We start from the raw sequence: 14936 nt of genomic DNA on the forward strand, positions 1-14936 counted from the left end.
GCCTCTGTCCATAACCGTTCCTGTCCACAGGGGTTCTCCGGGCTGGAGGAAACAGTCAGCGCCAACTGGGATAGTGGAAGGTATGGATATCCGGCAAGGCACCACCCACCAGGAAACCGCACATCAGGAAACCGCACAGCAGGACTCGAACTCCGGTTATGGGGTTGCGCCTGATGCACAGGGCGGTACGGCCGGCGCAGGGTCCCCGGAGGCAAGCGCCGGTCTGCGGGCTGAAGCCGTGGGCTTGCTCCGCGCCCTGGTGGGAAATGACTCAGCTGACTTCCATGAGGGACAGTATGAAGCCATCGAAGCGCTGGTTTCCGGCGGACGCCGCGCCCTCGTGGTTCAGCGCACCGGCTGGGGGAAGTCGGCCGTCTACTTCGTTGCGAGCCTGCTGCTGCGTGCCCGCGGTGCCGGTCCCACACTGATCGTCTCGCCGCTGCTGGCGCTGATGCGGGACCAGGTGGCTGCCGCTGCCCGGGCCGGCGTGCGTGCTGTGGCGATCAACTCGGCCAATCAGCTGGAGTGGCAGGAGATTTCCGCCAAACTTCAGGGCGATGAAGTAGACGTCCTCCTTGTATCGCCCGAACGCCTGAACAACCCGGGGTTCCGCGAAACCCATCTGCCGGAACTGATTCGCCGCTCCGGACTGCTCGTGATCGATGAAGCGCACTGCATCTCTGACTGGGGCCATGACTTCCGTCCGGACTATCGGCGCATCCGCAGCCTGATCGAGCAGCTGCCTGCCTCGGTTCCGGTGCTGGCCACCACCGCCACCGCCAATTCCCGGGTTGTGAAGGACATCGAGGAACAGCTGGCTTCCGGCGGTGAAGACGTTTTCACTATCCGCGGTGCACTGGCCCGGCAGTCCCTCCGTCTGGGGGTGCTGCGGCTGCCCACTGCCAAGGCGCGGCTGGGGTGGCTCCTGACCCACCTCGACGAGCTGCCCGGGTCCGGCATTATCTATGCGCTCACGGTCTCCGCGGCGGAGGACACCGCCCGGCTGCTGCAAAAAGCCGGGCATCCCGTCCTGGCTTACACCGGACGCACCGATCCGGCGGACCGGGAGCAGGCCGAGGCCGCGCTGAAGAACAACGAGGTCAAGGCACTGGTGGCCACGAGTGCCCTGGGCATGGGATTCGATAAGCCGGACCTGGGGTTTGTGGTTCACCTCGGCGCTCCGTCCTCGCCGGTGGCCTATTACCAGCAGGTGGGACGTGCCGGCCGCGGAACTCCGAGCGCCGACGTGCTGCTGCTTCCGGGGGCCGAGGACAAAGACATCTGGGAGTACTTCGCCACTTCATCCATGCCGGCGGAAGGCCCGGCCAATGCGGTGCTGGCGGAGCTCGCATCCGGGGCCGTGATGTCCACCGGAGCGCTGGAAACACGGGTGAACCTGAAGCGCTCGCCGCTGGAACTGCTGCTGAAGGTCCTTGCGGTGGACGGTGCGGTGGAACGTGTCTCCGGCGGCTGGCGGGGCACCGGGGAACCGTGGAGCTATGACCGGGAGCGGTATGAGCGGATTTCCGCAGCCCGCGTCCGGGAACAGCAGGCGATGCTGGATTATGAAAGCACCACCGGCTGCCGCATGGAGTTTCTGTCCGTCCAGCTCGATGATCCCGCTGCCGCTCCGTGCGGCCGGTGTGACAACTGCGCCGGACGCTGGTTCTCCTCAGAGGTGGCGGCGGAAGCCACCGACAGTGCGGGGCAGGCACTGAGCCGGGTGGGCGTGGACGTGGATCCGCGCGGTATGTATCCCTCGGGCATGGACCGGCTGGGCGTCCCTGTGAAGGGAAAGATCAAGCCCGATCTGGCGCTGTCCACCGGCCGGGCGTTGGCCCGCCTGACCGATCTTGGCTGGGGCGGTCGGCTGCGGGAGATTTTCGGCCCGGAAGCAGCGGACACCACCGTGGATGATGCCCTTTTGAAGGGCTGTGTGCAGGTGCTGGCGCAGTGGGGCTGGGAACAGCGGCCGGTAGCCGTGGTCAGCATTCCGTCCCGCTCCCGGCCGCAACTGGTCGGATCCCTGGCACACGGCATCTCAAGCCTGGGACGGATCCCGTACCTGGGTGCCCTGCAGCTGCCGCATGGCGGCCCCACTGGAGGGTCCGGCGGAAACAGCGCCTTTCGCCTGGCGTCCGTCTGGGATCAGTTTGCGGTTCCTGAAGAGGGAGCAGCCTGGTTTGCGGCCAACCCCGGTCCGGTTTTGCTGGTGGATGACTTCGCTGACAGCCGATGGACGCTGACCGAAGCCGGTCGGGTGCTCAGGCAGGCCGGCGCGGCTTCCGTGCTGCCCTTTGTCCTGGCGTTGAAGGCATAGCGAACAACTCGTACACGGCAGGATCGGGTGCGATGCGGGCGATTTGCGGTGCCGGAGTCCGGGCCTGGGGCGTTGCAGGAAGCTGGGGCGCTGCAGGAACCTGGAGAGTAGCTGTTTTCTTCGGCGCCCTCCCCGGTGCTTTCTTAAGGGTCTCCTTCGGCGCTTTGGCGGCGGGCGGTGCTTCGGCCATGGGCCGTGCGGCGGGCTCCGGCGCCGGAGTCGGGGCCATGGCCCGCCGGGGAAGGGCAGGGGCAACGGAACTGGACGGCGTAGCCGGACCGGAAGAGGTAACAGGGCGGGGTGGTTCTGCCGGGGGGCGGCGGAGCCAGCGCTCGGCGGATGAGACATGAACGGTCATGAGGGAGCGGGCGAGCTCGGCATCGCCCACGGTCAGGGCTTCGAGGATGGCCGCATGTTCCCCAAGAACAGCCTCTGCCGCTCCGGCCTCGGTAATCCGCTGCCAGGTCCGCAGCCGCAAAGCGCTGCCGGTCAGCGAGTCCAGCAGCCCGGCCAGATAGGGATTGCCGGAGGCACGTGCAATAAGGGAGTGGAACGTGAAATCGTGGGAGGCCAGATCGGCGGCTGACGCCTCCGGCGGAACGGACTCCAGACACTTGTGCAGTGCCGCCACGGAACGGGAATCGATCCGTCCGGCAGCGTGGGCGGCAGCTCCGGGTTCAAGGATGCGCCTCACCTCCAGCAGCTCAGCGGCAGAACTCTCCTGATGGATTTCCACCATGAAGCCCATGGTTTCCGTCAGGAGTCCGGGTTCCAAACTCGTCACGTATGTGCCGTCCCCGCGCCGCACATCCAGCACACGGATCAATTCCAGCGCCTTTACGGCTTCTCGAAGCGAACTGCGTGACAGGCCGAGCTGATCGCTCAGCTCGTTCTCCGGCGGAAGCCGGTCACCAGCCTTGAGCTGCCCACTGATGAGCATCTCCTTGATCTTGGTAATCGCTTCATCGGTAACAGCCACTCGACTATCTTAAGGGGCTGCTGCGCGGCAGCCTGCCCGTCGGAGAAGAGCGAACCGGTCCTTGACGGCGCCGCCTGCTTGTACACCCGGCGGAGGGCAGGGCGGGGAAACCTCAGTTGCCGGTGAAAACGGCCGGACGGCGTTCAGCGAAGGCAGTTGCCGCTTCATTGAAGTCGCGGCTGGCCAGGAAGGCCGAATTCCATACCTGAACGTAGTCCAGCCCGGACTGGACGGACGCTTCACGGCCGTGGTTCATCACCTGCTTCACGCCCTGCACCACCAGCGGAGGATTCGCGGCAACCAGGGCGGCCAGTTCGCGTCCGCGGCCGACGACGTCGTCCGCCAGTTCCGTGACCAAGCCCAGACGGTGGGCGCGGCCGGCGTCGAAATCTTCACCGGTGAGGGCGAGGTGGCGGGTTGGTCCTTCGCCGATGATGCCGGGAAGCCGCTGGAGGGATCCCAGGTCCGCAACAATGGCAACCTTCACCTCCCGGACGCTGAACTTGGCGGCCGGGGACGCAATGCGGATGTCGGTGGCGGCAATGACATCAATCGCACCACCGATGCACCAGCCGTCCACGGCCGAGATGACAGGCTTCGCGCAGCGGGCCAGGGAATTAACCGACTCCTGCAGGTCCCTGATGCTGCGCCGGAAGCCTTCCCGCCGGCGAGCGTCCATCCCGTCGGCGGAGAGCAGGGGAGCAAAGACCGGAGCCATGGCCGGCAGATCCAGCCCGTAGCTGAAGTTTCCGCCGGAGCCGTACAACAGCACGGAGCGCACGCTCTCGTCAGCGCTCAAGGCATCAAAGACTTCGGGGAGTTCCCGCCAAAAATCAGGGCCCATCGCGTTTCCCTTGGACGGACCGATGAGCTCAACTTCGGCTACTCCGTCAGCAATGCGCACGCTCAGCGAACGCAGGGAAGTGGTCAGGCTCATGGCATCTCCAATGATCAGCGGGCAGGGCTGCACGTCAATATACCGGGAGGAAGGTGCCTGTACCGCGGGCAAAGCTAGGATCGGTATATGGAGTTCCTGGTGATTGTTCTTTTTGTCGTAGCCATTGTTGCGGTCAACTTCGTGATCAGCCGCGCCCAGCGGCGGAAGAAGCAGGCCGACGGCGAATCCCCGGCGGGTGGAGAAAGCCGGCAATCATCGGCAGCAAAGCCGCAGCGGGCGACGGGGAACGGCGCGTCAGGAGCAAAGGCCGGGGGCAGGACCACCTCCAAGCGGCCGGCCAAGGCTGCTCCGGGGACGCCGCGGACGTCCGTTGAAGCTGCGCGGGAGGCCAATGCGCGCCTGGACGCGACTGCGCACCAGCAGGTGTATGCAGCGATTGCCCAGGGGCATCCCATCAAAGCCGTGCAGCTCTACGCGAAGTTCACCGGCGTCGGCGTTCGCGCGGCAGGCGCCGCGGTGGAGAACCTCGCAATGCATCCGCAGCCCTTTGTGCCCCAGCAGCCGCAGCGTCCTGCCTCGGACGCTCCCGCCGGTGCTGCAGACAACGCGCCGGTCTCTCCGAAAACCGGGGACGCCGCGGGTTCATCGGTCTCCGGCGGGACGGCAAAAGATCAGAATGCGGCCCCGGAGGACACGAATCCGTTGGGTACGGCCCCGGAGGGACCGGCAGCTTCCGCGGACAAGTCCCGCCAGGGTCCGGCAGCCAAACCAGCCACCACGCCTGAAGAAGACGAAATCAGCAAGTGGGTAAAGAATCTTCGCCCGGAGGACTTCTAACCGGCTTCCGGGGGTGTCCTGCCAAACCGCCGGTTACGCCGGGTGCAGCTGCCGGGAACGTTGGTTGCGGCCGTCCGCCCCGTAGGGATAGTTGCCAACGGCCGGCCGGCTCAGATCGGCAAGCTGTTTTTCCTCGGCGGCAGTGAGCGCGAGGTTAGCGGCACCCAGATTGTCAGTGAGCTGTTCCACCGTGCGGGCGCCGAGGATCACCGAGGTGACACCGGGCTGGGCCGCAAGCCAGGCCAGGGCTACTTGGGCAGAGCTGGCGTGATGCGCATCAGCGATGGCCCTCAAGGCGTCAATGATCTGCCAGGTGTGTTCGTTGTTGCTGCGCAAATCCCAGCCTTGGAACTGCCGGGCGGGATTGTCTCCCACCCGTGTTTTGCCCGCCGGAACTGATTCCCTGCGGTACTTGCCCGTGAGCCATCCGCCCGCAAGGGGCGACCAGGGCAGCAGGCCCAGTTCGGCGTCGAGCGCTGCCGGCACTACTTCGGACTCAATTTCGCGTTCCAGCAGGTTGTACTGCGGCTGCACGGTCACCGGTTCATTCCAGCCGCGCATCCGGGCGGTGTACACGGCTTTGGTCAGCTGCCAGCCGGTGAAGTTGGAGAGACCGTAGTAGCTGATCTTTCCGGCAGTGACGGCGTCCTGAAGGAAGCCAAGGGTCTCTTCCAAAGGGGTGAGGGGATCCCATGAGTGCAGCTGGTACAGGTCAATGTGGTCCACGCCCAGCCGTTTCAGCGACGCGTCCAGTGCCTGGCGCAAATGCCTGCGCGAAGTACCCAGATCATTCGGACCGGCGCCCATGGGGAACCGGCCCTTGGTGGCCAGCACCAGGTTCCTTGCCGCTTCCGGACGGGCCTGCAGCCAGTGGCCAATAATTTCCTCCGAGGCCCCGTCGGTGTAGACATCAGCGGTATCGATGAAGTTGCCGCCGGCTTCGACGTAGGTATTCAAGAGCGCGTGGGAGACGTGCTGATCCGATTCGTTGCCGAACGTCATGGTGCCGAGGGCGTAGGCGCTGACAACGGTGCCGCTGCGGCCAAGGAGACGCATTTCCATGGAGGGGTCCTTTGCTCGATTCCGTCGGACTGACAGCATATGCGTGGTAGGGCTGTGCTTGTCTTCCCCTATCCCTGCGCAATGATGCCGCGCCGCGTGTACTCGGCGATTTCTGCCTCCGAAAAGCCGTGGTCGGCGAGCACCGCTTGGCTGTGCTCGCCCAGGACCGGCGGAGCGGAGTGCAGCCACGGCGCGTCGCCGGTGTCGGCAGGACGGCCCAGCACCAACATGTCACCCAACGTGGAGTGGTGCACCGAACCGGTCAGCTCTAGTTCCCGGGCGAGGGGATGGTTGAAGACACAGTCCATGGCCAAGACGGGTCCGCAGGGGATTCCTGCGCGGTTGATGATGCTGATCCAGTCGGCAGAGTTCTTCCCGGCGAGCTGTTCTTCCATGAGTTTGCGCAGCTGAACCCGGTTGTCCAGCCGCACCTCGTTTGTACTGAACCTTGCATCCCGCAGAAGATCATCCAGCCCCAGCACAGCCGCGAGTTTTTCCCACATTTGCTGGTTCCCGGAGGCAATGGTGACGTGCCCGTCCCTGGTCCGAAACGTGCCCTGGGGGAAGATCAGCGGGTGATCGTTGCCCTCCATGGTTGGCACAATGCCCAGGCTCAGGTATTTCTGTGCCTGGTAGGTCATCATGAACGTCATGGTCTGCATCAGCGATGTGGACACCTGGCCGCCGACGCCGGTGTGTGCCTTCTCGAAGAGCTTGGCAAGTATCGCAAAGCCGGCGACCAGGCCGGTGCTCGAATCGGCAACAGGGATACCCGCGCGCAGTGGTCCGGTCTCCGCCGTTCCCGTCACGCTCATGAAGCCGCTCATGCCCTGGGCGTTCTGATCGAATCCTGCCATGGTCGAACCGGCAGCGCCGCTGCCGAAGCCGCTGATCGAACAATGAACCAGCCCGGGATTCCGCGGTGCCAGGTCGCTGTAGGACAAGCCCATGCGGGATACCGTTCCGGGTTTGAAGTTCTCGATCAGAACATCGCACCCGGCAGCGATCCGCTGGACTGCAGACAAACCCTCGGCCGATCGAAGATCCACGGCGAGGGAACGCTTGTTGCGGTTTGCCGACATGAAATACACGCTCTCACCGCCGTCCATGAACGGCCCGGACTGCCGCGACGGGTCGCCGCCGGGCAGGGGCTCAACCTTGATCACGTCAGCACCTTGGTCCGCTAGCATCATGCTGGCCGTTGGGCCGGCGATGTAGCGGGACAAATCAAGCACGACGACGCCCTCCAGCGGCCTCATCGGGTGGGTTCCCCTTCCGCGACCCCGCCGGCGAACACCGGCCTGCGTTTTTCCAGGAAGGCCGAGACTCCCTCCCGCAGGTCTGCTCCGTCGTAGGCGCGCAGGGAAAGTTCCTGCACGCGGTCGGCGGCGGCATCGTCGAGCGTGCCGGCCAGATCGGTGATGACCTTTGCGGCAGTCATTACGGTGGCAGACGATGCCCTGACGGCGGCAGCCAGCGTGGAAACCCTGGCGGTCAGTTCCGCAGCCGGCACAACTTCGTCCACCAGCCCCATCCCCAGCGCCTGCTCTGCACCCACAAGTTCGCCGCTGAACAGCAGCCGTTTCAGGCCGTTGACACCGATATGGCGGACCAGCAACCGTGATTCCGTCAGCCCCAGGATGACGCCCAGGCGGCCCACCGGAATGCCGATGGAAAGGTCATCGGCTGCTATCCGCAGATCGCATGCGGCAGCCAGCTCACATCCTCCGCCCACCGTGAAGCCCTGCAGCATCGCGATGGTGGGGATCTCAATCTCGGCCACCCGCCGCAGCGTTCGGGACAACTGGGCGTTGTAGACGGCGGCTGAGGATGCAGTGAAACGGAGTTCGGGGAACTCGCTGATGTCAGCGCCGGCCGCAAATGCTTCCGTCCCTGCGCCCCGCAGCACAATGATCCGAACCGAGGCATCGGAGGAAAGGTCCCTGAAAATAGTTTCCAGGTCCTTCCACATCTTCAGTGAAAGCGCGTTGCGGGCGGAGGTGTTGGCAATCGCAACTACCGCTACACCGTTCTCCATCGAACACAGAACATTCGGCAACCGGTCGTCAAAGTTGTCGAACGAGGATACAAATTTTTCGATCAAGGGATGTCCTGACTTTGAATCCAAAACGGGAAGTGTGCTGGCGGATGCAGATCCAGGAAAAGTATTAACTCCATCCGGGGACAATGAAGATCAGCCACGTTGCCACGGGGGCAATCAACACCATGGAAAAACCCCAGACCATGAGCTGGCGGAACACTTTATCCCGCTGGTCTTCGGGGGAGTTGGCCACCACCAGGGCGCCGGAGGTGGAAAATGGGCTCGAATCAACAACCGAGGAGGATATTGAGAGCGCAATAATCATTCCAATGGCACCGACTTCACCCGTCATGAGGAAGGGGACGGCCAACGGAATAAGCGCCCCCAGAATGCCTGTGGTGGAGGCAAAGGCGGAGACGATGGCTCCGATGAAACAGATCAAAATGGCTGCAAACAATGGTGCGCCAATGTTTGCCACACCATTTCCGAGCCAGTCAATCGTCCCGATGCGCTCCATGAGGGACACATAGGTGACGATGCCGCACAGAAGCAGGACGGTGGGCCAGGCGATGGCACTGACTGCGCCTTTATTGCTCTCAGGCGACAATAGGGACAGGATGACGGCGATGGTGACAGCCGTGAAGCCGACGTCGAATCCGAACCCCAGTACAGCTACGGCGAGCACGAGGATTCCCACCAGCGTAAAGACCTTGTGCCGGTCCAGGCTGCTCTCCGTCGGAATGGGCTCGCCGGTGGACGGCGTCATGGTTTGAACGGTGGTATTGGCAGCCCTGCTGGTCCTGGATCCGCTTCCGCCACTCTGGGGTTCGGCTCCGTCGTCAGGCGAGGTGCGCCGGTTGGTGCTTCGGATGACACCGTCGCCGATATCGCGCTGGCCTATGAAGCTGCGTCCGCCAAACATGAAGAAGACGACGATGCCCAGGCCGATGTTGAACAGCAGCGAGGACAGGAAGAGCAGGCCGGGGCTGCCGGGCAGATCGCTTCGCACCACCACGCCGTTGACGATGCTGCCGAACACGCTGATGGGGGAGAACCCGCCGGCGCTGGCCCCGTTGATGACCATCAGGCCCATCAGGACGGGACGGATTTTATACCGGACGGCGAATCCCATGGCGACCGGCGCAATAATTGCCACTGCGGCCGGGACAACTGCGCCCACCGAAGTGATGACGGCGGTAATGGCAAACATCACCCATGGAATGAGCGCAATTCTGCCGCCGACCATCCTCACGGATTTCACAACCACCCAGTCAATGGTTCCGTTTGCCTTCGCCAGTGCAAAGAGATAGGTGACGCCTACGAGGATGACGAAGAGGTCTGCGGGAAATCCCAACAGGACTGTATCCACGTCTTCGCCAATAACCATGGTTCCCATAATGAAAGCTGCGACCAGCGCCAGCGCACCCATATGGACGGGGCGAACGGTTGCGATCAGAAATAGTGCGGCTAGTACCAGGATCGATAGAAGTTCAATAGACATTTACACTTCTCCCACGTCGTTGAGGGTCGCCATGATCCATATGCCGCGACAGGTCGCACAGCCCTGGGAGCCGCGATCTTTGATGTCCGGAAGGAACACGCCGTTGGGGGAGAGTATGGAGAGGCGGACAGCGTCGCGTCAAGGACCCGCAAATAGGCTGCCTGATCCATTCTGCGGCGGGCCAATGCATCGGAATCAGGGTTAAAGACGATGCTGGACGGGGTTGGACCCCACTGCTAACGTTCACCCATGCGATAAAAAAATTCCATTCAGAAGCTTGGCCGAGGGCGCAGTGAAGCGCCATCTTGGAGGACGGCAGCATGGAAACTTCTCGACCCAGGGCCACAAGCGGCCGCCACTATTTGCAGATTCCCGGACCAACAAACTGTCCCGATGAAGTGTTGAGGGCCATTGCAGCGCCCACCATCGATCACCGCGGCCCGGACTTTCAAGAGCTCGGGCGGCATATTCTCTCGGCCATCGGCCCGGTGTTCGGAACAACGCAGCCGGTCATTATTTATCCGGCCTCGGGGACAGGAGCCTGGGAAGCAGCACTCGTCAATACCCTCAGCCCGGGAGACCGCGTCCTGTGTTTCGAGACCGGCCATTTTTCGGCACTGTGGAAGAAAATGGCGGAGGAGCTGGGCCTGGTTGTTGAACTGGTTCCCGGGGACTGGCGCCACGGCATAGATCCCGCGGTTGTTGAAGAAAGACTCTCGGCGGACCGGGAACATGAGATTCAGGCCGTCTGCTGTGTGCACAACGAAACCTCCACCGGCGTGACCAGCCGGATTGCCGAGGTGCGGGCGGCAATGGACGCCGCATCACATCCGGCTTTGCTGCTGGTGGACACCATTTCCTCCCTTGGCGCGATCGACTACCGGCACGATGAGTGGGGTGTGGACGTCACCATCTCCGGGTCGCAAAAAGGGTTGATGCTTCCCCCGGGGCTGAGCTTCAATGCGGTCAGCGCCAAGGCACTCAGAGCCAGGGAAACGGCAGGATTACCCAAGTCCTTCTGGGACTGGCTGCCCATCCTTGCAGCAAACGAAAACGGGTTTTGGCCGTACACGCCCTCCACGAATCTCCTTTACGGACTCAAAGTTGCGCTGCGCATGCTTGATGACGAGGGTCTGGAGAACGTGTTTGCCCGGCATCAGCGGCATGCCCGGGCAACACGGGCGGCGGTGGAAGCCTGGGGGCTGGAAGTACTGTGCCAGGACCCGCGCGAATATTCCGGATCTCTGACGGCGGTCCTGGTCCCGGACGGCTTCAATGCCGATGATCTCCGAGCCACTATCCTGGACCGCTTTGATATGTCCCTCGGAGCGGGATTGTCCAAGCTGAGCGGCAAGGTATTCCGGATCGGGCATCTTGGCGCCTTCGAGGACCTGACACTGATCGGCACGCTGGGAGGTGTGCAGATGGGCCTGAACCTCAGCGGAATACCCATCAAGCAGGACGGATTGGAAGCAGCCATGGCTGTCCTGGAACAGGGTTAATAAAGACAGCGCAAGGTCCGGGGCACCGGTACAGGCGGCAACGAAGCCGCGGAAGCGAGGCACGTCAGTATGACCACCACTGAAATTTCGGCTGTGGACGCGGCGCTGCCCGCCGGGTTCGCCGAAGAACTCACGCAGGCACTGACCGGAGAGGTGGCCTTTGACGATTACAGCCGGCACATGTTCTCGCGGGACGCCAGCATGTACACCATGCGCCCGGTGGCCGTTGTTTATCCGGTGGACGGGCACGATGTAGCCGAAACCGTCAGGATTGCCGCCGCCTACGGCATCCAGGTGACTGCACGGGGGGCGGGAACAAGCCTGGCGGGGCAGACGGTGGGCGCCGGCATCATTGTGGACCATTCACGCCATATGAACCGCATCCTCAGTATTGATCCTGTTGCCCGCACGGCCCGGGTGGAAGTGGGGGTGGTCCAAGACGATTTGAACCGCGCCGCTGCGCCGTACGGGCTGATGTTCGGGCCTGATACTTCCACCAGCAACCGGGCAACCATTGGCGGGATGCTTGGCAACAACTCAGCCGGTTCCGGCTCGCTGCGCTACGGCATGACGATTGACCACATTCGAAGCATGGACGTGGTGCTCGCGGACGGGACCACCGCCAGGCTGGAACCCGTTGACGCAGAAGAGCGGATCCGTCGGGCAGCAGCGCAGACACGAGAAGGCGAAATCTACCGCCGGCTGCCTGAGATCCTGGAAGAGAATGCCGAGGCCATTGCCTCCGGCTTCCCGCCTTTCTGGCGCCGGGCCAGCGGATACCGGCTCGACCGCCTGTCCCTGGACGATTTCAACCTGGCCAAATTTGTCGTGGGCTCGGAAGGAACCCTCGTCATTGCAACGCAGGTAGAAGTGGATCTGGTGCCCAAGCCCCGCCACACCGTCTATGCGGTGGGGCACTTCGCCACCACCCAGGAAGCCATCGAAGCCACCGCGGACTCGCTGAGCTGCGAACCCGCGCAGGTGGAACTGATGGACAAGACGATTCTGGATCTGTCCCGCCAAAAGATCGAGTACTCGAACCTGGGCCGAACGCTGCAGGGGGACCCTGCAGCCCTTCTTTTCGTTTCTTTCACCGGAGACGACAAGGAAGAGATAACCGGACGGCTGGAAGCGCTGATTTCGCTGTGGGAAAGGAACGGCCGGGGTTATGCAACGCTGAAACTTGTCACGGCGGCGGAACAGGCGGATCTGCTCAAGGTGCGCAAGTCCAGCCTCGGCCTGCTGATGGCTGCCAGCGAAGGGTCCAACCGTCCGCTGGCTTTCGTCGAGGACACCGCCGTGCCGCCCGAGCGCTTGGCGGAGTACACCGCGAGGTTTGCCCAAATCCTGGATCAGCATCAGATGAGGGCCGGATTCTACGGTCACTGCTCCGTGGGATGCCTGCACATCCGGCCCTTTGTCGATCTGGCCAAACCAGACGAAGTCCTGCGCATGAGGGCAGTTGCCGTGGAGGTCAAGAACCTCGTGAAAGAGTTTGGCGGAGTGAACTCCAGCGAACACGGCGACGGCCTTGCCCGCAGTGAATTCAACCGGGAAATTTTCGGCGACCGGCTCTACGAGGCCATGCGGGAAGTGAAGCGGGTCTTTGATCCCGGGAACATCATGAACCCCGGGAAGATCGTTGACGCCCCGAGCATGACGGACAATCTGCGCGATGCGATGTTGCCGGCTGCCGTCGGTTTCCGGACCCGTTTGGACTTCGAAGTGGTTGGAGGCATGCGGGGCGCCGCCGACCGCTGCATGAACATCGGTCTGTGCCGCAAGAGCACCACCGGGGCCATGTGTCCCTCATATATAGCAACCAGGGAAGAAGAGCATTCCACCAGGGGCCGGGCCAATGCCCTCGTCAAGGCCCTCTCGGAGCCGGATCCCAAGGCAGCCCTTGGCGACGAGCGGCTGCACGAGGTCCTGGACCTCTGCCTCATGTGCAAGGCCTGCAAAGCTGAATGCCCGCTGGGCGTGGACATGGCCAAGCTCAAAAGCGAAACCCTCTCCCACTACCATGAGCTCCACGGGGTTCCGCTGCGGACGCGGATCTTTGGAGCCATCCGCACCCTGAACAAGCTCGGCTCGGCGTTTGCGCCTGTTTCCAACCTTCCCGGACGTATTCCCCTGCTGCGCGCCGTCATGGAACGCACCGTGGGGATAGCCGCCGCCCGGCCGCTGCCGCACTACCGGTTCATGAACCTCATCCGCTGGTACCGGCGAACCGGACGGCTTGCCGAGCCCGGCAGCCAGGGCACGATCAGTTTCCTGGCCGACTCCTTCACGACCTATTCGGAACCGCACATCGGGCAGGCAGCGGTCAGGCTGCTGCAGGCTTCCGGCTGGAACGTGGAGTTGGCCAGCACGGGTTGCTGCGGCAGGTCGGCGCTGTCCAAGGGGCTCGTCGACGAAGCCAAGGCGAAAGCGGCCGCGATGGCAAGGGACCTGAACAGCCCCGGGTCTCAGGAATCCCCAATCGTCGGATGCGAGCCTTCATGCCTCTTCACGCTCAGGGATGAACACGTCACGATGCTGCCGCAGGATGCCAACGTCCTGGCCGTGGCCAAGAGGGTGAGGCAGATCGAGGAGCTGCTGACCGAAGCCATCGATGACGGGCGCCTGGTACTGGCCGAAGACTCCTGGCTCGCCGGGCGGACCATCCTCTACCAGGGGCACTGCCACCAAAAAGCGGAAGTGGGAACAGCCGCCACCATGGCCATGCTGCGGCGCATTCCCGGAGTTACAGTGACAGATTTGGACGCAGGCTGCTGCGGCATGGCCGGTTCCTTCGGCTACGAGTCCGAACACTATGCCGTATCCCTCAAGGTCGGCGAGGACCGCCTGTTCCCGGCAATTAGGGAAGCGGGAGAGCACACGGTGGTTGCGGCAACCGGAACGTCCTGCCGCGAGCAGATCTTTCACGGCACCCAGCGCTCAGCCTGGCACCCGCTGGAGCTTCTTCAGGAGGCATTGTCGAGCAGCGCCGGGGAGGGCCGCAGTGCGGATCATTCGGTACGTTGAAGGGAACGGACAGCCGCACTCCGGAGTCCTCGCGGACGGAACGGTGTACGAGCTGGTTGGCGGGTGGGAAAATCCTTCTGCCGGGCGAAGAAGGGCGGCGGAAGCGGACATTCAGTTACTGAACCCATGCACCCCCGGCATCATCATCTGCGCCGGGGGAAACTACCGCAGCCAGCTGGCCGAACTCGGTAAGCCGGTGCCGAATGAGCCGCCCATCTTCCTGAAGGGGATCAACACGCTTGCCGGTCCCGGGGACGCCATATTGCATCCCAGGGAGCTGGACCGGCTGGAATATGAAGGCGAACTCGCCGTCGTCCTGGGCCGCACGGCCCGGAACGTGCGGGCGGCCGACTACCGGGACTATGTCCTCGGGTATACCTGCGCCAATGATGTCACCGCCAGCAACTGGCGGGCAGACGGGCAATGGACCCGCGCCAAGAGCCTCGACACTTTCTGTCCCATGGGGCCCTGGATCGAAACCGCTATCTCCGGCGAGTCACTGCGGCTGCAGACACGCCTCAACTCTGAAACCGTTCAGGACTGCCAAACCTCCGACATGGTGTTTGGCGTGGGTGAACTCCTCGAATGGATTACCCGGTGGATTACGCTGCAGCCCGGGGACGTTTTGTTGACGGCAAGCCCCGCCGGAGTGGGACAGATGAAGCCCGGAGACACCGTGGAGGTTGAAGTTGCCGGTATAGGCGTGCTGACCAATACGGTGGCCTGGCGGACCTAGAAAACAAAAAAACCCCCGGTTTCCCGGGGGTTT

Annotated in this window: 11 protein-coding genes; 5 read left to right on the forward strand and 6 right to left on the reverse strand. The window is 63.3% G+C overall.

What is annotated here, in order from left to right; translation table 11 throughout:
* Positions 1-82: 82 nt before the first annotated feature.
* Complete coding sequence (locus KG104_RS01810; RefSeq protein WP_207348405.1) at positions 83-2320, forward strand: RecQ family ATP-dependent DNA helicase; 2238 nt, start codon at positions 83-85, stop codon at positions 2318-2320.
* On the opposite strand, the gene KG104_RS18240 is transcribed toward KG104_RS01810, so the two are convergent.
* Together KG104_RS18240 and KG104_RS01820 are read right to left on the reverse strand one after the other, a co-directional pair.
* Positions 2265-3299: a FadR/GntR family transcriptional regulator gene (locus KG104_RS18240; RefSeq protein ID WP_207348406.1), complete on the reverse strand. Its 1035-nt coding sequence runs from the start codon at positions 3297-3299 to the stop codon at positions 2265-2267. The two genes, KG104_RS01810 and KG104_RS18240, sit on opposite strands and share 56 nt — an antisense overlap.
* 112 nt (positions 3300-3411) lie before the next feature.
* Positions 3412-4236: a crotonase/enoyl-CoA hydratase family protein gene (locus KG104_RS01820; protein WP_104055959.1), complete on the reverse strand. Its 825-nt coding sequence runs from the start codon at positions 4234-4236 to the stop codon at positions 3412-3414.
* Positions 4237-4323: 87 nt separating this feature from the next.
* Between KG104_RS01820 and KG104_RS01825 the strand changes: the two genes are divergently transcribed.
* The gene (locus tag KG104_RS01825; protein ID WP_207348407.1) at positions 4324-5034 is read left to right on the forward strand and encodes a hypothetical protein; all 711 of its coding nucleotides are present in this window, start codon (positions 4324-4326) and stop codon (positions 5032-5034) included.
* A gap of 33 nt (positions 5035-5067) precedes the next feature.
* Here the strand turns inward: KG104_RS01825 and KG104_RS01830 are convergent, their stop codons facing one another.
* The 4 genes from KG104_RS01830 to KG104_RS01845 form a co-directional block, all read right to left on the reverse strand.
* Positions 5068-6096, reverse strand: a complete 1029-nt coding sequence (locus KG104_RS01830) for an aldo/keto reductase (RefSeq protein ID WP_207348408.1) — start codon at positions 6094-6096, stop codon at positions 5068-5070.
* A 68-nt stretch (positions 6097-6164) separates the two neighbouring features.
* Positions 6165-7355, reverse strand: coding sequence for a CaiB/BaiF CoA transferase family protein (locus KG104_RS01835; RefSeq protein WP_207348409.1), 1191 nt, complete (start codon positions 7353-7355; stop codon positions 6165-6167).
* Complete coding sequence (locus KG104_RS01840; protein WP_207348410.1) at positions 7352-8200, reverse strand: enoyl-CoA hydratase/isomerase family protein; 849 nt, start codon at positions 8198-8200, stop codon at positions 7352-7354. Before KG104_RS01840 ends, KG104_RS01835 begins: the two co-directional genes overlap by 4 nt.
* Positions 8201-8264: 64 nt before the next feature.
* Positions 8265-9638 carry an SLC13 family permease gene (locus tag KG104_RS01845; protein ID WP_207348411.1) on the reverse strand — a complete coding sequence of 458 codons (1374 nt, stop codon included), beginning with the start codon at positions 9636-9638 and terminating at the stop codon, positions 8265-8267.
* A 320-nt stretch (positions 9639-9958) separates the two neighbouring features.
* On the opposite strand from KG104_RS01845, the gene KG104_RS01850 reads away from it, so the two are divergent.
* The 3 genes from KG104_RS01850 to KG104_RS01860 all read left to right on the forward strand — a co-directional run bounded on the left by KG104_RS01850 (position 9959) and on the right by KG104_RS01860 (position 14903).
* On the forward strand, positions 9959-11140 hold the full coding sequence (locus KG104_RS01850; RefSeq protein ID WP_104055861.1) for a pyridoxal-phosphate-dependent aminotransferase family protein: 1182 nt from the start codon (positions 9959-9961) through the stop codon (positions 11138-11140).
* A 69-nt stretch (positions 11141-11209) separates the two neighbouring features.
* Positions 11210-14167, forward strand: a complete 2958-nt coding sequence (locus tag KG104_RS01855) for an FAD-binding and (Fe-S)-binding domain-containing protein (protein WP_207348412.1) — start codon at positions 11210-11212, stop codon at positions 14165-14167.
* Entirely contained in the window at positions 14145-14903 is a 759-nt protein-coding gene (locus KG104_RS01860) for a fumarylacetoacetate hydrolase family protein (protein WP_207348413.1), read from the forward strand. Before KG104_RS01855 ends, KG104_RS01860 begins: the two co-directional genes overlap by 23 nt.
* Positions 14904-14936 lie beyond the last annotated feature (33 nt).

This window comes from Arthrobacter sunyaminii, from assembly GCF_018866305.1.
GTDB classification, from domain to species: domain Bacteria; phylum Actinomycetota; class Actinomycetes; order Actinomycetales; family Micrococcaceae; genus Arthrobacter_B; species Arthrobacter_B sunyaminii.